The sequence below is a fragment of the Klebsiella pneumoniae subsp. pneumoniae HS11286 genome (assembly GCF_000240185.1).
GTDB classification, from domain to species: domain Bacteria; phylum Pseudomonadota; class Gammaproteobacteria; order Enterobacterales; family Enterobacteriaceae; genus Klebsiella; species Klebsiella pneumoniae.
This window is the reverse complement of record NC_016845.1, coordinates 2,492,089-2,510,500: the sequence shown is the minus strand read 5'-3', so window position 1 is coordinate 2,510,500 and position 18,412 is coordinate 2,492,089. Positions and strand designations below refer to the sequence as shown.

The 18,412-nt window shown below is 59.3% G+C and carries 20 protein-coding genes; 13 read left to right on the top strand and 7 right to left on the bottom strand.

The genetic code is table 11. The features are described from left to right. The first annotated feature begins 130 nt into the window (after positions 1-130). Positions 131-943: a serine protease gene (locus KPHS_24770; protein YP_005226777.1), complete on the top strand. Its 813-nt coding sequence runs from the start codon at positions 131-133 to the stop codon at positions 941-943. Between the two features lie 13 nt (positions 944-956). Then, positions 957-1,073, top strand: a complete 117-nt coding sequence (locus KPHS_24760) for a hypothetical protein (RefSeq protein ID YP_005226776.1) — start codon at positions 957-959, stop codon at positions 1,071-1,073. 43 nt (positions 1,074-1,116) lie between these two features. On the opposite strand, the gene KPHS_24750 is transcribed toward KPHS_24760, so the two are convergent. Then, positions 1,117-1,446, bottom strand: coding sequence for a multidrug efflux system protein MdtI (locus KPHS_24750; RefSeq protein YP_005226775.1), 330 nt, complete (start codon positions 1,444-1,446; stop codon positions 1,117-1,119). Then, positions 1,433-1,795 (bottom strand): multidrug efflux system protein MdtJ, encoded by a 363-nt coding sequence (locus KPHS_24740; protein ID YP_005226774.1) that lies wholly within the window; start codon positions 1,793-1,795, stop codon positions 1,433-1,435. Before KPHS_24740 ends, KPHS_24750 begins: the two co-directional genes overlap by 14 nt. A gap of 478 nt (positions 1,796-2,273) precedes the next feature. Here KPHS_24740 and KPHS_24730 point away from each other — a divergent pair, with 478 nt between their 5' ends. The 9 genes from KPHS_24730 to KPHS_24650 all read left to right on the top strand — a co-directional run bounded on the left by KPHS_24730 (position 2,274) and on the right by KPHS_24650 (position 10,556). Beyond that, entirely contained in the window at positions 2,274-3,272 is a 999-nt protein-coding gene (locus KPHS_24730; RefSeq protein YP_005226773.1) for a putative transport protein, read from the top strand. Between the two features lie 224 nt (positions 3,273-3,496). Continuing rightward, the gene (locus KPHS_24720; protein YP_005226772.1) at positions 3,497-5,152 is read left to right on the top strand and encodes a bifunctional putative acetyl-CoA:acetoacetyl-CoA transferase: alpha subunit/beta subunit; all 1,656 of its coding nucleotides are present in this window, start codon (positions 3,497-3,499) and stop codon (positions 5,150-5,152) included. Then, the gene (locus tag KPHS_24710; protein ID YP_005226771.1) at positions 5,152-5,994 is read left to right on the top strand and encodes a triphosphoribosyl-dephospho-CoA transferase; all 843 of its coding nucleotides are present in this window, start codon (positions 5,152-5,154) and stop codon (positions 5,992-5,994) included. The genes KPHS_24720 and KPHS_24710 overlap by 1 nt, the downstream gene beginning before the upstream one ends. A 17-nt stretch (positions 5,995-6,011) precedes the next feature. Further along, the gene (locus KPHS_24700) at positions 6,012-6,311 is read left to right on the top strand and encodes a malonate decarboxylase subunit delta (RefSeq protein ID YP_005226770.1); all 300 of its coding nucleotides are present in this window, start codon (positions 6,012-6,014) and stop codon (positions 6,309-6,311) included. Next, positions 6,304-7,137 carry a malonate decarboxylase gene (locus KPHS_24690; RefSeq protein YP_005226769.1) on the top strand — a complete coding sequence of 278 codons (834 nt, stop codon included), beginning with the start codon at positions 6,304-6,306 and terminating at the stop codon, positions 7,135-7,137. Before KPHS_24700 ends, KPHS_24690 begins: the two co-directional genes overlap by 8 nt. Next, positions 7,137-7,937 carry an MdcE gene (locus KPHS_24680; protein YP_005226768.1) on the top strand — a complete coding sequence of 267 codons (801 nt, stop codon included), beginning with the start codon at positions 7,137-7,139 and terminating at the stop codon, positions 7,935-7,937. Before KPHS_24690 ends, KPHS_24680 begins: the two co-directional genes overlap by 1 nt. 136 nt (positions 7,938-8,073) lie before the next feature. Continuing rightward, on the top strand, positions 8,074-9,033 hold the full coding sequence (locus KPHS_24670) for an auxin efflux carrier (protein ID YP_005226767.1): 960 nt from the start codon (positions 8,074-8,076) through the stop codon (positions 9,031-9,033). A gap of 3 nt (positions 9,034-9,036) precedes the next feature. After that, complete coding sequence (locus KPHS_24660; protein YP_005226766.1) at positions 9,037-9,654, top strand: phosphoribosyl-dephospho-CoA transferase; 618 nt, start codon at positions 9,037-9,039, stop codon at positions 9,652-9,654. Then, positions 9,654-10,556 carry an acyl carrier protein S-malonyltransferase gene (locus KPHS_24650; protein ID YP_005226765.1) on the top strand — a complete coding sequence of 301 codons (903 nt, stop codon included), beginning with the start codon at positions 9,654-9,656 and terminating at the stop codon, positions 10,554-10,556. Before KPHS_24660 ends, KPHS_24650 begins: the two co-directional genes overlap by 1 nt. Here KPHS_24650 and KPHS_24640 read toward each other — a convergent pair. The 4 genes from KPHS_24640 to KPHS_24610 all read right to left on the bottom strand — a co-directional run bounded on the left by KPHS_24640 (position 10,546) and on the right by KPHS_24610 (position 14,988). After that, a complete protein-coding gene (locus KPHS_24640) occupies positions 10,546-11,472 on the bottom strand; it encodes a LysR family regulatory protein (protein ID YP_005226764.1) in 927 nt (308 codons plus the stop codon). The genes KPHS_24650 and KPHS_24640 overlap by 11 nt on opposite strands. Positions 11,473-11,628: 156 nt before the next feature. Then, a complete protein-coding gene (locus tag KPHS_24630; RefSeq protein YP_005226763.1) occupies positions 11,629-13,239 on the bottom strand; it encodes a malate:quinone oxidoreductase in 1,611 nt (536 codons plus the stop codon). 308 nt (positions 13,240-13,547) lie between these two features. Continuing rightward, a complete protein-coding gene (locus KPHS_24620) occupies positions 13,548-14,468 on the bottom strand; it encodes an N-acetylmuramic acid 6-phosphate etherase (RefSeq protein YP_005226762.1) in 921 nt (306 codons plus the stop codon). A 163-nt stretch (positions 14,469-14,631) separates the two neighbouring features. Further along, positions 14,632-14,988, bottom strand: a complete 357-nt coding sequence (locus KPHS_24610; RefSeq protein YP_005226761.1) for a hypothetical protein — start codon at positions 14,986-14,988, stop codon at positions 14,632-14,634. Positions 14,989-15,218: 230 nt separating this feature from the next. Here KPHS_24610 and KPHS_24600 point away from each other — a divergent pair, with 230 nt between their 5' ends. Then, entirely contained in the window at positions 15,219-16,760 is a 1,542-nt protein-coding gene (locus KPHS_24600) for a sensory histidine kinase DcuS (RefSeq protein YP_005226760.1), read from the top strand. Then, positions 16,757-17,476, top strand: a complete 720-nt coding sequence (locus KPHS_24590; RefSeq protein ID YP_005226759.1) for a two-component system response regulator for C4-dicarboxylate regulation of anaerobic fumurate respiratory system — start codon at positions 16,757-16,759, stop codon at positions 17,474-17,476. Before KPHS_24600 ends, KPHS_24590 begins: the two co-directional genes overlap by 4 nt. Here the strand turns inward: KPHS_24590 and KPHS_24580 are convergent. After that, positions 17,457-18,407, bottom strand: a complete 951-nt coding sequence (locus KPHS_24580; protein ID YP_005226758.1) for a putative thiamine biosynthesis lipoprotein — start codon at positions 18,405-18,407, stop codon at positions 17,457-17,459. The two genes, KPHS_24590 and KPHS_24580, sit on opposite strands and share 20 nt — an antisense overlap. Between the last annotated feature and the right edge of the window lie 5 nt (positions 18,408-18,412).

Sequence of the window (18,412 nt, the reverse complement as noted above, 5' to 3'; positions counted from 1 at the left end):
TTACCAGCGCCAGACCCCACCGCGCGCTGATGTGGTATACGGTTTGGCCTGTTTAGAATTATTGTTTACTTTCAAAAACTTAAATCTCCTGCTACTGTCAATAGACATCATAGCCTCCCCAGAGAGTGATATGCGTAGAGACGTTCTGTTATTACTGTGTTCATTTTATCTGTTACCTCTGGGCGCACATGCCGATGATAGCGGACTGAGCGCCAAAGATATTAAGACGTTGTTTTTCGGTCACGATGACCGCAAAGCGGTGAACCGCCCCGAGGAGAGTCCGTGGGACGCGATTGGCCAGCTGGAAACCGCCAGCGGCAATCTGTGTACGGCGACGCTCATCTCTCCGCATCTGGCGCTGACCGCGGGCCACTGTCTGTTAACGCCCCCGCGCGGCAAGCCGGACAAAGCGGTCGCCCTGCGCTTTATTTCCCGCAAGGGCAACTGGGTCTATGAGATCCACGGCATTGACGGGCGAGTCGATCCCAGCTTAGGCAGACGCCTGAAAGCCGATGGCGACGGCTGGATTGTCCCTTCCGCTGCAGCGCCGTCCGATTTTGGTCTGATCGTGCTGCGCTATGCTCCGTCTGGCATTACGCCGATCCCGCTCTTTCCGGGCAGCAAGGCCGATCTCACCGCCGCGCTGAAGGCGGCGGACCGTAAAGTTACCCAGTCTGGCTATCCTGAAGATCATCTCGATAATCTTTACAGCCACCAGGATTGCATCGTGACAGGGTGGGCGCAAACCAGCGTACTGTCGCATCAGTGTGACACCCTGCCTGGCGACAGCGGCTCGCCGCTGCTGCTGAAAACGGAGGACGGCTGGCAGGTGATCGCCGTGCAGAGTTCGGCCCCCGGCCCGCAGGATCGCTGGCGGGCGGACAATCGCGCCATTGCGGTGACTGGCTTTCGCGATAAGCTGGAGGCGCTTGCCGGTGAGTAATGGACCGAGGCCGATGAAGAATATCATTATTGACATCGTCCTGGCGGAAATGATTTTCCGCCAGCCGAAAGCAGTGAACCTGCGCAGCCCTCAGCGTCACCTGACACAATTACAGCGGGGCCAGGCGTGAAGGAAGTTTCCGTTTGCCGCCTGGCTTTGCAGGCGGCGAGACGTCAGGCGAGTTTAATTAACACCATGCCGGCTACCAGCAGGATAACCCCCGCCCAGCCTTTGTTATTCAGACGCTGACCAAACAGCACCCAGCCGGCGGCGATGGTCGCCGCGATACCGAAGCCGCCCCACAGCGCATAGGCGACCGAGAGATCGATCCCTTTAACCGCCTGCGACAGGGCGCTGAACGCGCCCAATACTGCCGCCAGGGACAGGATGCCGTAGATCTTGCGGCGGAAGCCGTCGGAAAACTTCAAAAAGACGTTGGCAATAATTTCCAGCACAATGGCGATTGCCAGCCAGGCGGCGTGGATCCACTCAAACTGCTGCATGGGCCACCTCCTGCTTGGAAGACGCTTTTTTCTGGGTGCCGGACTTAATTAAGACGATCCCTATCACCAGGGTGGTCAAGCCGGCTATTTTCAGCAGGGACAGACTCTCATCAAACAGCAGCACGCTGAACAGGGTAATCAGTAAAATACCGATCCCTTCCCACAACGCATAGGCCACACCGAGGGCAATCTTTTTAACCGCAAAGGCAAGAAAAATATATGACAGGGCAATCATGGCCAGCATTAAAATAAAGCCGGTGTGCCCGCCGCTCACGCTTGCCCATTTCATAGACAAGGTGCCGGTAATTTCAGCAATAATTGCTAAAGCTAATAAAATCCAATAAAACATGATCCCTTCTCCTGCTTGAGAATATAATCCATTACCGTTTACGCGAGACGTAAACAGGAAAATTTCTGACGTAGATATCGCTGTGCGCTTGGCGCCAGCTCAGGCAGAAAGAAGGTGACTATAGCGCCGAATGCCAGTGCTGTTCGCCGGCAAAACGGGAAAAAGTGAGGGATACTGCGGGGTGATTTAAAATATACATCCTGAACTGATTGTCCATAAAATTACAATTATCCGCGGTGTTGCTTCTCGTCCGGTGCGGATGAAAATTGTCCTCAGTAGTTAAACACAGGTAGATTTGTAGCATAGTGCTACATTTAATTCAAAGACTTTGCAATTCTTTACGCCGCGGTTTTTCTTCAATGCGTTTGTTCTGCAAAAAAGCGTCATTATGCTAATGTAACGCAACCTGTTAATAGGCAAGGAAGTTTGAGGTCGGGATCCTATGGCTAAACCCATTATTACACTTAACGGATTAAAGATGGTCATCATGTTGGGCATGCTGGTGATCATCCTTACCGGCATTCGCTTTGCGGCGGACATAATCGTCCCGTTTATCCTGGCGCTTTTTCTGGCGGTGATCATCAATCCTCTGGTCCAGCTCCTGGTCCGCTGCCGGGTGCCGCGCGTGCTGGCGATCTCGCTACTGATTGGCCTGATTGTTATGTTAGCCATTGTGCTGCTGGCCTCGCTGGGGACCTCGCTCAACGAGCTGGCGCGCACCCTGCCGCAGTATCGCAACTATCTCTATGAGCCGATGCAAACCATCGCGCCCTGGCTGCAGCGTATGGGATTCACCGTTTCGGTGGTCGAGCTCAATAAGTACATCGACCCTAACGCCGTAATGACCCTGGTCACCAGCCTGCTCACTCAGCTGTCGAACGCCATGTCCTCCATTTTTCTGCTGCTGCTGACGGTGGTGTTTATGCTGCTGGAGGTGCCGCAGCTTCCCGCTAAGCTGCAGCAGTTAATGTCCAGACCAGTAGAAGGCATGGGCGCCATCCAGCGGGCCATCGACAGCGTATCGCATTATCTGGTGCTGAAAACTGCGATAAGCCTGATCACCGGCCTGGTGGTCTGGGGCATGCTGGTGCTGCTGGATGTGCGCTTCGCCTTTATGTGGGGGCTACTGGCCTTCGCGCTTAACTATATTCCCAATATCGGTTCCGTGCTGGCGGCCATTCCGCCGATCCTGCAGGTGCTGGTGTTCGGTGGTCTGTACGAGGCGCTGGTAGTGCTGGCCGGCTACCTGATCGTCAACCTGGTATTCGGCAATATTCTCGAACCTCGTATCATGGGACGCGGGCTGGGCCTCTCGACGCTGGTGGTATTCCTGTCCTTAATCTTCTGGGGATGGTTGCTGGGTCCGGTTGGCATGCTGCTCTCGGTGCCGTTGACGATTATCGTCAAAATTGCCCTCGAGCAGACCAGCGGCGGGCAGAGTATCGCTTTCTTATTAAGCGATGTTAGTAAACAGTAGTCCTTCCGCAGGCCGGCGCTTCGCCGGCCTGCTCCCTGCCCTACACTCTCTCCGTAGACCACTACGCCTTATGTATTATTGATCCGCATCACAAACGTTGCGGCGGAATCGTTACTCTGATGCTAACGATCGGCCACCGCGCTTAATTGATGCTCATAGCCTCGCGTCGCACACAAATCTCCACCAGGACAAACAAAACGATTTGTCGAATCAGGAGGTTATTAATGAATGCCGAACAAACGACGGGGCGGGTCTGGAACCGTCGCCAAACGGAAAAACAGCGGCGGCTGGCCGAGGCGAACATGCCAGGTAAGGTCATCCCGACTGACCAGTTGGTCAGCGTACTGGAAAACCTGCTCGCCCCCGGCGACCGGGTTGTGCTGGAAGGCAACAACCAGAAACAGGCCGATTTCCTCTCGCGCATGCTGGCGGAAGTTAATCCGCAAAAAATCCACGACCTGCATATGATTATGCCCAGCGTCGGGCGCAGCGAGCATCTGGACCTGTTTGAAAAAGGTATTGCCCGCAAGCTGGATTTCTCTTTCTCCGGCACCCAGAGCCTGCGCATTTCGCAACTACTGGAAGATGGCCTGCTCGAAATCGGCGCCATCCACACCTATATTGAACTCTACTCGCGCCTGTACGTCGATCTGTCGCCAAACGTCGCGCTGATTGCCGGCTATAAAGCTGACCGCAAAGGCAACCTGTATACCGGACCGAGTACCGAAGATACCCCGGCGCTGGTGGAAGCCGCCGCCTTCCACGACGGCATTGTGATAGCCCAGGTCAACGAACTGGTGGACGACGAATGCGATCTGCCGCGCGTCGATATTCCCGGCTCGTGGATCGATTACGTGGTGGTTGCCGACAAGCCGTTCTTTATCGAACCGCTCTTCACCCGCGATCCGCGCCTGATTAAGCAAGAACACATACTGATGGCGATGATGGCGATCAAGGGCATCTATGCGGAACATCAGGTGCAGTCGCTTAACCACGGTATCGGCTTTAATACCGCCGCCATCGAGTTGCTGTTGCCGACCTATGGCGAGCAGCTCGGCCTGAAAGGCAAAATCTGTAAACACTGGACCCTGAATCCGCATCCAACCTTAATCCCGGCCATCGAGAGCGGCTGGGTGGAGAGCGTGCACTGCTTCGGCGGCGAACTGGGGATGGAAGAGTACATCCGCGCCCGCCCGGATATCTTCTTTACCGGCCCGGATGGCTCGATGCGCTCTAACCGCGCCTTCTGCCAGCTGGCGGGCCAGTACGCGGTAGATATGTTCATTGGTTCAACCCTGCAGGTGGATGGTCTGGCTAACTCCTCGACCGTCACCCGCGGCCGTCTTTCCGGCTTCGGCGGCGCGCCGAACATGGGCCACGACCCGCACGGTCGCCGCCACGCCACCCCGGCATGGCTCAATATGATCACCGAGCCGGACCCGATGCAGCGCGGGAAAAAGCTGGTGGTGCAGATGGTCGAAACCTTCCAGGCCGGCGTGAAACCAACCTTCGTTGAGACGCTGGATGCAGTTGAGGTGGCGAAAACCTCCGGCATGCCGCTGGCGCCGGTGATGATTTATGGTGATGACGTCACCCACGTCCTGACCGAAGAGGGTATCGCCTACCTGTACCGTGCGGAGAGCCTTGAAGAGCGCCGGGCGATGGTCGCCGCGGTGGCCGGGATCACCGATATCGGCCTTGGTGTGGACGCCAAACGCGTCGCCGCGCTGCGTCAGAGCGGCAAAGTGGTCTACCCGGAAGATCTCGGGATTCGCCGCAGCGATGCCACCCGCTCCCTGCTGGCCGCCGGCAGCGTCGCCGAGCTGGTGGAGTGGTCCGACGGACTGTACAACCCACCGGCAAAATTCCGGAGCTGGTAATGAAAAATCTCTCCCCCCTGCACGCAGAAAGCCGCGTCAGCTGGCTGGCGCATACCGCCAGCGCCTGTCTGATTGACGAAGCCCGTCTGAGCCCGAAACCGGGTCTGGTGGATAGCCGCGGCAACGGCGCGCATCAGGACCTGAATCTGGCGCTGATGGAGCGCTCCGCCCGCAGCCTGCAGCCGACCTTTCACGCGCTGGCCGAGCAAAGCTGGCGTCGCCCGGCGGACATCGCGCTGCGCGAAACCGTCGGCCGCCTTGGCCGCGAAGGCGAAGCGCAGATGATGCTGGCGACGGGTGGGGTTAACACCCACCGCGGCGCTATCTGGGCGCTAGGCCTGCTGGTCAGCGCGGTGGCGATGTTGGGTGGAGAGGGTCAGTCACAGGCGATCGCCGACGCCGCCGCCGCCCTCGCCCGCCTGCCCGACGGCTTCGCGCCGAAAAGCTTTAGTAAAGGGCTTCGCGCCAGCCGCCGCTGGCAGGTGCCAGGCGCCCGCGAGGAAGCGCAGTGTGGTTTCCCGCATATCACCCGCCTGGCGCTGCCGCAACTGCAGCACAGCCGGGCGCGAGGCGCCAGTGAGCCGCAGGCGCAGCTTGATGCGCTGATGGCCATCATGACCTCGCTGAGCGATACCTGCGTGCTGTCGCGCGCCGGTATGGCCGGGCTGCAGGCCATGCAGCAAGGCGCTTGTGAGGTGCTGGCGGCTGGCGGTTGCGCCAGTTTCGCCGGGCGCGCCGCCCTGGCCCGCCTGGACGCAATCATGCTGGCGCTAAACGCCTCGCCGGGAGGCGCCGCCGATCTCCTTGCCGCCACCCTGTTTCTCGACAGAGTTGCCGGCTAACGCATTCAGAGGATGTTATGGAACAGATTACATTGTCATTTCCTGCCAGCCGCGCCCTGAGCGGCCGAGCGCTGGCAGGAGTCGTGGGTTCAGGCGATATGGAAGTACTTTATACCGCCGCACAGAGCGCCACGCTCAACGTACAGATCATCACCTCAGTGGATAACAGCCAGGCGCGCTGGCAGGCGCTGTTCGACAGGTTGAACCTGATCAACGGCCTGCCCGCCGGGCAGTTGATTATCCACGACTTCGGCGCCACGCCGGGCGTCGCCCGTATTCGTATTGAACAGGTTTTTGAGGAGGCCGCTCATGCGTAACGATCGCAGCTTTATCGAACTGCGCGCTCGCGAACGCGCCCACGCCCTGCTGGACGACGGCAGCTGCCGCGAACTGCTGGATCCGTTTGACGGTATTATGTCGCCGTGGCTCGGCGCCCAGGGCATCGTCCCGCAATCCGATGACGGTATGGTGGTCGCCAAAGGCACGATCAACGGCCAGCCTGCGGTGGTGATTGCCATCGAGGGCACCTTCCAGGGCGGCAGTATGGGCGAAGTGTCCGGCGCCAAAATGGCCGCCGCGCTGGAGCTGGCGGCGGAAGATAACCGCAACGGTATCCCGACGCAGGCGGTGCTGTGCCTCGAAACCGGCGGCGTACGTCTGCAGGAGGCCAACCTCGGTCTGGCCGCCATCGCCGATATTCACGCCGCGATTGTCGACCTGCGCCGCTACACCCCAGTGGTCGGCATCATCGCCGGCACCGTCGGCTGCTTTGGCGGTATGTCTATCGCCGCCGCGCTGTGCAGTTACCTTATCGTCACTCGTGAAGCCCGTCTCGGTCTCAACGGCCCGCAGGTTATCGAGCAGGAAGCCGGCATTGAAGAGTACGACTCCCGCAACCGGCCGTTTATCTGGAGCATGACCGGCGGCGAAATTCGCGCCGCCAGCGGACTGGTCGACGCGCTGGTTAACGATGGCGTTAACGCCGTTAAAACCGCAATGAATGAGGCGATCGCCAAAGGCGTACCGGTACAGCACCGCAGCGACAACTATGACGATTATCTGCGTCGCTTGAGCCAGTTCGACACCCGCCAGCAGGCGGATACCGCGCAGATTAAACAGCTTTTTGCCCGGGAGGATAAATAATGAGTCAGTTCCCAAACCGCGCCGCGCTGTGGCTGAACAAACTGGCGCCCGACGTGCCGCTGATGAGCGGCCTGTGCCCTTCCGTCCAGGTGGCAGACGGCCAGATTAATGGCGAAAACGTGCGTTTTATCGCCGTGGTCCCGGATGCTAACAACCACTACCCGCGCGCCGCCGGCGGCGAAGTCGGCCTGCTGGAAGGCTGGACGCTGGCGAAAGTGGTTAATGAAACCATCGCCGCCGACGCCGACCAGCCAGTCAAACGGCCGATCGTCGCCGTGATCGATGTGCCAAGCCAGGCCTATGGCCGCCGCGAAGAAGCTTTCGGCATTCACCAGGCGCTGGCCGGGGCGGCTGGCGCTTATGCCAAAGCCCGTTTGGCCGGCCACCCGGTAATTGGCCTGATCGTCGGCAAAGCGATGTCCGGGGCGTTTCTGGCCCACGGCTACCAGGCCAACCGCCTGATCGCCTTTAACGATAGCGGCGTGCTGGTCCACGCGATGGGGAAAGAATCGGCGGCGCGCATTACGCTGCGTACCGTAGAGGCGCTGGAGAAACTGGCGGCTACCATTCCGCCAATGGCCTACGACGTCAGCAACTATGCGACGCTCGGCCTGCTCTCCGCCCTGCTGGATATTAATAATCCGGATGCCCCTGACGATCACGATCTGTCGTTGGTCAGCAACACGCTGCGCGACGCCATCGCTGATGCGCGCACCGATGCCTCACTGAAGTGCCGCCTGGGCGCGGAAAACCGCCGCAGCTCGCAACTGGTTCGCGATCGCATGCGCGCCAGCTGGTAAGACGTTCGTACGTAAGTAGTAGAAGAAAACCTGCCGGAAGCCGTCCCCCGGAGCGCGTAATAACCGCGCCGGGTAGGGACGGCTTTTAGAAAAAATAACAATCGCGCCAGTACTCTATCTTATTTACAGGTGATTTATGACTTATGTGATTATTCATGCTCTTGCCCCGATTTTCGTTATCATGCTGCTGGGCTTCTGGGCCGGTAAGGCCGGGATGGTAGATAACAAAAACGTCTCGCTGCTTAATATTTTTGTAATGGATTTTGCCTTACCCGCCACGCTGTTTAGCGCGACGGTACAAACGCCGTGGGCCGGGATCGTCGCCCAGTCGCCGCTGGTGCTGGTGTTGACCGGCGCGATGTGGATCACCTATGCCGCGATCTACTTCCTCGCCACCAGCGTGTTCAAACGCACGCCGCAGGATGCCGCGGTGCTGACCCTCACCGTCGCCCTGCCAAACTATGCCGCGTTAGGTCTGCCGATCCTCGGCAGCGTGCTGGGTGAAGGCGCGTCAACCTCACTGTCGGTAGCGGTCTCTATCGCCTGCGGCTCGGTGCTGATGACCCCGTTCTGCCTGCTGATTCTGGAACGTGAAAAAGCCCGCGCCGCGGGAGAAAACAGCGGTTCTACGCTGGCGATGCTGCCGGTGCTGATGTGGCGTTCGGTGAAAAAACCGATCGTCTGGGGCCCGCTGCTTGGGGTGGTGCTTTCCGCGATCGGCATTAAAATGCCGGACCTGCTGCTGGCGTCGATCAAACCGCTGGGCCTGGCCGCCACCGCCGCCGCGCTGTTCCTCACCGGGGTGATCCTGTCGGCGCGTAAACTGCAGCTCAATGCGCTGATCGCTACATCAACCATCGTGAAACTGCTGGTGCAGCCGTTTATTGCCTGGGGTCTGGTGATGTTACTTGGGCTGCACGGTTCTATCGCCATTACCGCGATCCTGATGATTGCCCTGGCCGCCGGCTTCTTTGGCGTGGTCTTCGGCAACCGCTTCGGCGTCCAGTCTCCGGATGCTGAAGCCGTGCTGCTGTTGAGCTCGGTTCTGTGTATCCTGTCGCTACCGCTGTTTATCTCTTTGACTTCAGGACTGTAAACCATGTCAGCAACGCCGCGTCCCCATGATCTAGTTTGGTTAAACCACGCCAGCGCCCTGGAAGATATTGCCGAGCCGTGGGTGGCTCAGCAGTGGCGAGCCGCGCTGCCGGTGGTGGTGAGGCGCGACGTTGACGACCAGGCCCGCGTCCCGGTTGGGGTGCGGGGCATGAAGCGCGAGCAGCGCGCCGCCGGCTGGGTACAGGCGCGCAATATCGTGCGCAGCGTCACCCCGGAGATGCTTGTTGATCGTGAGGTCTTACTCCATTCGCCTTTTGTCTCGCAGCCGCCGGTCCAGGGGGCTATCGCCCTCACCTTACACCGCTGGCCCTGGGGCTGGGGCGTCACCGGCAGTACCGGCTACGCGCTGGCAACCGAGATCCCGGTGCTGCATGCGGCCAGCGATCTGGATCTGCTGATCCGCGCGCCACAGCCGTTGGACCGCGAGGCGCTGCTGGAATGGCAGACCCGGGTGGCCCAACTCCCATGCCGCGCTGATACCCAGGTCGAAACGCCGTACGGCGCCTTCGCCCTTAATGAATGGCTGCGCGACGGGCGCGCGCTGCTGAAAACGTCCCGCGGCGCGCGCTTAACCGCGACGCCGTGGCACAGGGAGGAATAATGAAGATTTTATTTACCTTTCCCGGTCAGGGCGGCCAGCGTCCCGGCATGCTGGCGATGATCCCCGATCGCGAGGCAATCCTCACCCAGGCGCGCGCCGTGCTGGGGGATGAAGTCGCTACTCTCGATAGCGCCGATGCGCTACAACACACCCGTGCGGTCCAGCTCTGTCTGCTGATCGCCGGTGTCGCCTGGGCGCGCGAGCTACAGCGTCAGGGCGTGGATCCGCAGATGGTCAGCGGCCTGTCCATCGGCGCGTTTCCGGCCGCGGTGATTGCCGGCGCGCTCGATTTCGCCAGCGCGTTGCGGCTGGTGGCCCTGCGCGGGGACTTAATGGAACAGGCGTATCCTGAAGGTTACGGACTGACGGCGATTATGGGCCTGACCCGCCCGCGGGTTGAGGCGCTGATGCAGGGCCACGAGGTTTATCTCGCCAACCTGAACGCCGAAACGCAGTTCGTGATTGCGGGCCGTGATGAGGCAATGGCCGAGGTGGCGCAGCTGGCGCTGCGGGCTGGCGCCAGTAAAGCCCAGCGGCTGGCGGTCAGCGTGCCGTCGCACTGCGCGCTGCTGGATAAACCCGCCGCTGAGCTGGCGAAAGCTTTTGCCGGCGCCAGCTTAAGGCGCCCACGGTGCGCCTATTTAAGCGGCTCGACGGCGCGCGTGCTGTGGGATCCGCAGCGGATCGCCGACGATCTGGCGATGAACATGGCGCGCCCGGTCCACTGGCAGGAGGCGATGGTCGCCGCCGATGAGCGCGATGCGCGCTTAGCCATTGAGATGCCCCCCGGGGGGGTGCTCACCTGCCTGACCCGCCAGGCGGGCTGGCGCGGGGAGACCATTGCGCTGGAGCGCAGCGGCCTGGACGTCGCCCGCCATCTGGCGCAGCGGCTTAGCGATTAATACTGCGGGCGTACATCCGTCCTTCCGCTGCCAGCGCCAGCAGGTCGGCATCGCGTTCGCGATGGTGCGAATAGACGATAGAGATCAGCTGGCGCATCTGGTAGGGTTCCGCCAGCTTTAGCAGCTGTACATCCTTCTCATACACTTTCTTCATCCGCCCCGGCAGCAGGGCAAAACCGACGCCAGCCTGCACCAGGCTAATCATCGAGAAAATATCATTCACCCGGGTGACGATCTCCGGCTCGAAGCCGGCGATGTGGAATGCTTCCCGGAATCCGGCATAGGTGGCGAACCCCTCCGCCAGCGAAACAAACTTGCGGTCGGCGTAATCGCGCAGATCGGCGAGCCGTGAGGCATCCAGCCGTTCGGTCGCCGGGGCGGCGAGAAAAATATCGTCCTCAAACAGCGGCACCACGTCGAAAGCGGTATTATTGAACTCCCCTTCGTTGGTGGCGATCAGGATGGCATCGAGGGCATCGTCTTCCAGCATATCCAGCAGCATCTGATTTGAACCCATCGTCAGGTCCAGCTCCAGCTCCGGGCGACGCAGCTTCATCCCCATAATGATGCGCGGAACGGTTTCCAGGGTCAGAGAATAGAGGGTACCGATGCGCAACCGCCCCTGACCGACGCCTGCAACCTTGCGCGTCGCCTCGAGCCCGCGGTTCATCAGACTTATCACATCCTGGCAGTATTCAAGCAGCGTCCACGCCGCCTGCAGCGGCAGCAGGTTGCGCCCTTTGTGGACAAACAGCGGGCAGCCCACCCCCTCTTCCAGGGTATGCAGCGCGCGGTGAACGCTGACGCTGCTGAGTTTCATCGCTTCGGCGGTTCTGGCGATATTACCTTTCGCCATAAACATCATAAAGACCGACAGCTTGCGGAAGGTGATCTCCTGGTTAATATCCTCTTGCATGGCCCTTCCACACTCCTGGTTTAATTTTCTTATTTCAATTCAAACCAGTATATCTTTTATGACGCCAAAGTTGCAGGCAGCGCGCGGCCTCAGCCGGTAAATAACGCAAAAAGGGAAGACCATGGTCTTCCCTTTTGTTCACTGTCGAGTTTGCTTTTACAGTGCCATATCGTGCTGCGGCGAGGCCTCGCGCGGCGTCTCTGCCGGCTTGGCGGTCGCGGTAGGCGCAGCCGCTGGCATCTGGATCACCGGCGGTTTCGTCAGCTGCAGGGTCGCAGCGGTGTCATCCCAAACCTGCTGGGTCAGCGCCACGTTACCGTTCAGCTTCTGGCCGTAGCTCGGCACAATAGCGTGAATGCGGCTCTGCCACTCCGGCGAGTTAAACTGCTGCGGGAACATCTGCTTGAGCACGTTCAGGGTGATCGGCGCGGCGGTGGAAGCGCCCGGCGACGCGCCGAGCAGCGCGGAAATGGTTTTCTGCTGATCGACCACCACTTCGGTACCGAGCTTCAGCACGCCGCCCTTCTCTGCGTCTTTCTTGATGATCTGGACGCGCTGGCCGGCCTGGATCAGTTTCCAGTCTTCTTTACGCGCGTCCGGGTAGTACTCTTTCAGCGCAGCGAAACGGTCATCATCGCTGAGCATCACCTGGCTAACCAGGTATTTCACCAGATCGAAGTTGTCGAGACCGACGTGGGTCATCGGCAGCACGTTATTGGTGGTGGTAGTGCTGAGCAGATCGAAGAACGAACCATTTTTCAGGAACTTGGTCGAGAAGGTGGCGAATGGCCCGAACAGCACCACGCGCTTACCGTCGAGGTAACGTGCATCAAGGTGCGGCACCGACATCGGCGGCGCGCCGACTGAAGCCTGGCCATACACTTTCTCCAGGTGCTGCGCAGTGACCGCCGGGATCTCGGTCATCAGGAACGAGCCGCCCACCGGGAAGCCGGCATAGTTGTCCGCTTCCGGAATACCGGTTTTTTGCAGCAGCTTCAACGCGCCGCCGCCGGCGCCGATAAAGACGTATTTGGCGTCAATAGTCTGCGCTTCCCCGCTCTGCACATTCTTAATCGTTACGTGCCAGGAGTTGTCGGCATTACGTTTGAAATCCGTTACCTCAGAGGAGGTCTGCAGGGTGAAGTGGTTATTTTTCTTCAGGCTGCCGATCAGCTGGCGAGTGATTTCGCCGTAGTTGACATCGGTACCCACCGGCGTCCAGGTGGCTGCCACTTTCTGCTGCGGATCGCGGCCTTCCATCACCAGCGGCGCCCACTGTTTAATTTGCGCGTGATCGGTGGAGAATTTCATCCCCTGGAATAAGGTGGTCTGCTGCAGCGCGTTATAACGCTTCTGCAGATAATCCACATTATCACCCCAGACGAAGCTCATATGCGGCGTGGAATTAATAAACGAGTGCGGATCGTGCAAAATACCGCGTTTCACCTGTGCCGACCAGAACTGACGGGAAATCATAAATTGCTCGTTAATATCGAGCGCTTTGCTGACGTCAATCGACCCGTCCGCCCGCTCCGGCGTATAGTTCAGCTCCATATTCGCCGAGTGGCCAGTACCGGCATTATTCCAGCCGTTGGAAGACTCCAGCGCCACGCCGTCCAGTTTCTCCACCATGGTCAGATCCCAGTCCGGCTGCAGCGCCTGCAGCCAGGTGCCGAGCGAGGCGCTCATGATCCCGCCGCCAATCAGCAGGAAGTCGGTTTTTTTCGAGGTATCCGCTTCAGCATGCGTCGCCGCGCTGACCAACATCGCTAATGCGGTTAAGGAAATAATCGTTTTTTCATTGCAGGCATAATAGAATTATCACGTAGCACACGGTCATAAGAGGCAGCATATTAACGCACTTTTACTTTATTTTAAAATATCATTTACACTCTCGCATTTTAAACCAAACAGTTATTTAACTTAAAAAATCAATTTTAAAAATAGAGCGAAGACGGATAAAAAAATAAGGTCGAAAATTCAATATCTATTGCCGGGTAAAATAAAAGTTAAGAATTTCTTTAATTACAAAAGTCCAGGCGCGCATGCTCATCGCGCGCCTGGCAGAGAAGGGATTACTGGGCGGGAGTGACAGCGCTACGCTGGGCTTCACGCAGGGCGAGACGCAGATGATCGTGATGTTTGGTTAGCAGCTCCCGCGCGTGCCAGGCGTCAAGCCCGCTGAGCAGCATCAGGATCGCGGTGCGGCAGTGCTGATGACAGCTGGCCAGGGCGGCCTTTGCTTCACTGCGCGTGCAATCGGTGGCCGCCATCACAATCGCTATCTGCCGCTCCGCCCAGTGCGAATTGTCAGCCTGCACGTCCACCCGCAAATTGCTGTACACCCGACCGTCACGGATGGCGAGTCCGGTTGTCAGCATATTGACGATCTGCCTCTGGGCCAACTGAGCCTTCGGATTGGCTAACCCCGCCACCGCCTCCGGCCCGGTCTGCGGAGCAATAATGATATCCGCCAGCTGCGCCGCCTCGCTGGTCGGCTGCTGGGTGATGACCGCTATCGGGGCGCCCAGCGACCAGGCGTGGCGCATCGCCCCCCACACCCATGGCGTCTTGCCGCTGACGGTCAGCGCCAGCAGCATATCGCGGTTGCTGAAGTCCAGCGACTGCAGCTCAAAGGCGCCCAGGTCATAATTATTCGCCGCAGTCTCCCGCTCGGCCATCGCCGCCGTCTGCCCACCAGCAATCAGCCCCACCAGCGCGTGTTTACCTTCCGGCGAATAGTCGCTGACCGCCTCAATGGTCGTCCGGCCCGAAGCGCCGGCGCCAATAATGACCAGGCGCCCTCCCCGGCTTATCGTCGCGGTGGCGATATCAATCAGCCGGGCGATATCCGGCAGACAGGCGCCGACCGCCTCCGATATCTGCTTATCATCCTGATGCAGCATCGCCAGCATATCGGCGGTGGCGAGGCGATCGATGTGGGTGGTCTCCGGGTGACGACGAGCCTGCATTGACGCGGTTAGCGAACTGCTCATAACAACCTCCATTTACGACAGAAAAAGCGCATCTCGGCAAAATCAGCGGCCTGATGCATATCCTTATATTCATCAGGACTATTTAACCTCTGCCGCCACTATAAGTGGAATGTTCTGCGCTTTACCGCCGTCGGGGTCACAGTTTACCGTCCCCAACGCGCGTTTACGGGTGATTGTCGGTTATCTGAGCAATTCTGTCTGAGGTCTCATCTTCACCACCCGCCTGCATAGCCAGCCAGAAGGATTGCTGGCAAAGGTTATAAAACTGTTTGCGCATCGGGTTGATCTCCTGGCCGGCGGCGTCGATAACCTGCCAGTCAATCCAGCACTCCGGGCAGGATGCGCTATCCTGCTGCGCGATCTCGAGCTCATAGCGGCGCTGGATCACCACCCCGCTGCGATGCCGCCAGCGGGCGATCTCCCACTCTGCTTCCGCTTCATTATCCTGTTCACGATGCTGCGCCAGACGTTCAACGTGCCGCTGCCGGAGGATATCCCGGACCAGAAAAGCCAGTTCCATAGTGTCTCCCTTAAGCCTGTGGCGAAAAGCCGCAGTGTACCGCGCGCAGGAGGAGTCTGCCGTAGCAAAAGCGGCCTTTTGCTTTGATTACACGGCTTTATGTATGCCGCGCTATCGGCGATAATAATCTTTCACTGAATCTACCCGGGGTCGTCATGAAGGCTTCAGAGCACCCGCCTCGCGTTCGCCAACGCGCCTTACCGTTAAAGCTGAGCACCGCCGTGTCCTTGATGATCGGCAGCGTCATCGGCGCCGTGCTGCTGCTGGTGTATGCCTTGTGGTATATGCAGATCAGCAACGCCACCCGCGACGGTCTGAAAGAGACCGCGCTGGCGGTGGCGCGCACCATGGCCGATATGCCGCAGGTGAAGCGCGGACTGGAGGCGCCCCCGCAGCAGCAGATCATTCAGCCGCTGGCGCAGGCCATTACCCGCCGCAACGACCTGTTGTACGCTATCGTCACCGATATGCAGGGTATTCGCTATTCGCATCCGGACAGCTCAATCATCGGCAAACCGTTCATCGGCCACGATATTCAGCCGACGCTGCAGGGAAAAGAGAATGTCGCCATCAACCACGGGGTGCTGGCCCCGGCGCTACGGGTGTTTACGCCGGTGTTCAACGAACGGCATCAGCAAATCGGCGTGGTGGTGGTCGGCATTTCACTGAGTAAAGTGGACGAACAGATCGCCAACAGCCGTTGGGACGTGCTGCTGACCATCCTGTTCAGCGCGCTGGTCTGCGCGCTGGGCACCTGGAGCCTGGTTCGCGGCCTGAAGCGCGTGCTGCTGGGGCTGGAGCCGCACGAAATATCCACCCAGTTTCAGCAGCGTCAGGCCATGCTTCACGCCCTCAAGGAGGGGGTGGTGGCGGTCGATGCCCATGGCGAGGTAAATCTCATCAACTCCGCGGCGGAAGAGATCCTCTTTTCCGGCCCGGATAAGACTCTCGTTCACAGCCCCCTGCTCGACGATCTGCAGACCGTACTGCAGAGCGGCGAGCCAATGTACGACCGCGAACTGGGGTGCAATGGTCTGCTGCTGATCGGCAATACAGTGCCCATTCGCAGCCAGGGTGCGGTGGTCGGCGCCATCTGTACCTTCCGCGATAAAACTGAGGTCAGCCAATTGCTGCAGCGACTGGACGGCATGATGAGCTATGTGGATGCCCTGCGCACCACCTCCCATGAGTTTATGAATAAATTGCACGTGATCCTCGGTCTGCTGAATATGAAAAGCTACGGCAAACTCGAGGAATACGTGCTGCAGACCGCCCACCGCTACCAGGCGGACATCGGCGACATTCAGCACCGCATTAAATCCCCGGTGGTGGCCGGCTTCCTGATAAGTAAAATTCAGCGCGCCACAGAGTGCGGCTTTACCCTGACGCTGGCGGAGGAGAGCCTGGTGCCGGATTGTCCGAACGAGAAACAGGTCACGGTGCTGGTGACGGTGCTGGGCAACCTTATTGAGAACGCGCTGGACGCCATGAGCGGCCAGGCGGAGGGTGAGATCGGCCTGCTGCTGCACTACCAGGACGGCTGGCTAAGCGGTGAAGTGAGCGACGATGGGCCGGGGATCCCGGAGAACAACATCGACGCTATCTTTAACAAAGGCTTCTCCACCAAAGGCGAGAATCGCGGCGTCGGGCTGTTTCTTGCTAACCAGCAGTTGCGCGAGCTCGGCGGCACCCTCGCCGTCGAATCGGAACCCGGCGTATTTACCCAATTTTTTGTTCATCTCCCCTGGGATAGTAAAAGGAAACCTGCGTGATAAATGTTTTAATTGTTGACGATGATGCCATGGTGGCCGAACTGAATCGCCTGTACGTGGCAAGGGTTCCCGGCTTTCGTTGCAGCGCGAGCGCTTCGACGCTCAGTCAGGCCCAGGAGATGATTAACGATCCGCAGCAGGAGATCGATCTGGTGCTGCTGGATGTCTACATGCAGCAGGACAGCGGGCTCGATCTCCTGCCAACCATCCGCGAGTCGGGGCGCGCCATCGACGTTATCATGATTACCTCGGCGGCGGATGCCGCCACGGTACAGACCGCGATGCATTACGGGGTGGTCGATTACCTGATTAAACCCTTCCAGTTTCCGCGCTTTGAAGAGGCGCTCACCACCTGGCGGGAGAAGCGCAAACTAATAACCGGCCAGCCCTATTACGAACAGGCCGATGTCGACCGCCTGCTGCACGGCGGCGCGCCGGAGGCCAGCGACGCGCGCAAGCTGCCTAAAGGGTTAACCGCGCAAACGCTGCGCACACTCTGCCAGTGGATTGACGCCCATCCGGATGTCGAATTCTCTACCGATGAGCTGGCGGCGGCGGTGAATATCTCCCGCGTTTCCTGCCGCAAATATCTGATTTGGCTGGCGCAGATCAATATTCTCTATACCACTATCCACTACGGCGCTACCGGGCGGCCGGTCTATCGCTACCGCCTGGTCGCCGAACAGTACAGTTTGCTTAAGCAGTACAGTCAATAACCCGATAGCCGCTGTCCAGCGACGCAAAACGCAGCCGCTGCGGCGATGAGAGAATAATGTCGCGATTTTTGGTAACGAAAATCGCGTCGATATCCTGCCGCTGACGCAGCGCTGCGCAGCCCTTCTCCACGCCGAGGCCGAACAGCAGCGTGGTCCAGATGTCGCCGTCTAAAGAATCCGCGGAAATGACCGTCACGCTGTCGAGTTCGTTGTCCAGCGGATAACCGCTGCGCGGGTCGAGAATATGGTGCCAGCGTTTGCCATCCTGTTCGAAATAGCGCTCGTAGGTCCCGGAGGTGACTACCGATTGCCCGTTGACCGTCAGGGAACCGATCAGCGCCTGCGCGTCGGCAAATGGTTTTTTCAGGCCAATGGCCCATTCGCCGAGGGTATGCACATTGCCGCCGAGGTTGATCAGCGCCTTCTCCACCTGCTGCTGACGGAGAAAATCGCGCACGCGGTCAGCGATATAGCCTTTGGCGATCGCCCCGAGATCCAGCTCCATCCCCGGCTGTTGCAGAAACACGCTGCAGGTTGCCTCATCAAGGATCACCTCCTGTGGGCGGGTCAGCGCCAGTCGGGCTCTGATATCAGCCGCGTCAGGCACGCTGTGCCCGTGAAAACCAATTCGCCACAGCTTCACCAGCGGGCCGATGGCGAGGTTAAAGGCGCTGTCGCGCACCATGCTGGCTGCTTTGGCGCACTGGATCAGCTGAAAGACCGGTCGGCTAACGGTGACCGGATGACGCCCGGCGGCATGGTTGATATCCATCACCTGCGACTCGGCGCGGTTAACGGTAAGCAGGTCTTCGTAGCGCTTGATAAGCTGGAAAACGCGGGAGGCCATCGCCTCATCGTGGGAACAGAGTTTGAGCAGGATGGGCGAGCCCATCAACACGGCGGAGTAGCTATAGACGCGGTTATCGGACATCGGGC

What these genes read in the sequence shown, in the direction of transcription:
- KPHS_24700 (YP_005226770.1), top strand. Translation starts at nt 6,012, where the DNA reads ATGGAACAGATTACATTGTCATTTCCTGCCAGCCGCGCCCTGAGCGGC.
- KPHS_24680 (YP_005226768.1), top strand. Translation starts at nt 7,137, where the DNA reads ATGAGTCAGTTCCCAAACCGCGCCGCGCTGTGGCTGAACAAACTGGCG.
- KPHS_24740 (YP_005226774.1), bottom strand. Translation starts at nt 1,795, where the DNA reads ATGTTTTATTGGATTTTATTAGCTTTAGCAATTATTGCTGAAATTACC.
- KPHS_24720 (YP_005226772.1), top strand. Translation starts at nt 3,497, where the DNA reads ATGAATGCCGAACAAACGACGGGGCGGGTCTGGAACCGTCGCCAAACG.
- KPHS_24610 (YP_005226761.1), bottom strand. Translation starts at nt 14,988, where the DNA reads ATGGAACTGGCTTTTCTGGTCCGGGATATCCTCCGGCAGCGGCACGTT.
- KPHS_24640 (YP_005226764.1), bottom strand. Translation starts at nt 11,472, where the DNA reads ATGCAAGAGGATATTAACCAGGAGATCACCTTCCGCAAGCTGTCGGTC.
- KPHS_24690 (YP_005226769.1), top strand. Translation starts at nt 6,304, where the DNA reads ATGCGTAACGATCGCAGCTTTATCGAACTGCGCGCTCGCGAACGCGCC.
- KPHS_24670 (YP_005226767.1), top strand. Translation starts at nt 8,074, where the DNA reads ATGACTTATGTGATTATTCATGCTCTTGCCCCGATTTTCGTTATCATG.
- KPHS_24730 (YP_005226773.1), top strand. Translation starts at nt 2,274, where the DNA reads ATGGTCATCATGTTGGGCATGCTGGTGATCATCCTTACCGGCATTCGC.
- KPHS_24710 (YP_005226771.1), top strand. Translation starts at nt 5,152, where the DNA reads ATGAAAAATCTCTCCCCCCTGCACGCAGAAAGCCGCGTCAGCTGGCTG.
- KPHS_24580 (YP_005226758.1), bottom strand. Translation starts at nt 18,407, where the DNA reads ATGTCCGATAACCGCGTCTATAGCTACTCCGCCGTGTTGATGGGCTCG.
- KPHS_24650 (YP_005226765.1), top strand. Translation starts at nt 9,654, where the DNA reads ATGAAGATTTTATTTACCTTTCCCGGTCAGGGCGGCCAGCGTCCCGGC.
- KPHS_24760 (YP_005226776.1), top strand. Translation starts at nt 957, where the DNA reads ATGAAGAATATCATTATTGACATCGTCCTGGCGGAAATGATTTTCCGC.
- KPHS_24770 (YP_005226777.1), top strand. Translation starts at nt 131, where the DNA reads ATGCGTAGAGACGTTCTGTTATTACTGTGTTCATTTTATCTGTTACCT.
- KPHS_24660 (YP_005226766.1), top strand. Translation starts at nt 9,037, where the DNA reads ATGTCAGCAACGCCGCGTCCCCATGATCTAGTTTGGTTAAACCACGCC.
- KPHS_24750 (YP_005226775.1), bottom strand. Translation starts at nt 1,446, where the DNA reads ATGCAGCAGTTTGAGTGGATCCACGCCGCCTGGCTGGCAATCGCCATT.
- KPHS_24620 (YP_005226762.1), bottom strand. Translation starts at nt 14,468, where the DNA reads ATGAGCAGTTCGCTAACCGCGTCAATGCAGGCTCGTCGTCACCCGGAG.
- KPHS_24630 (YP_005226763.1), bottom strand. Translation starts at nt 13,239, where the DNA reads ATGTTGGTCAGCGCGGCGACGCATGCTGAAGCGGATACCTCGAAAAAA.
- KPHS_24600 (YP_005226760.1), top strand. Translation starts at nt 15,219, where the DNA reads ATGATCGGCAGCGTCATCGGCGCCGTGCTGCTGCTGGTGTATGCCTTG.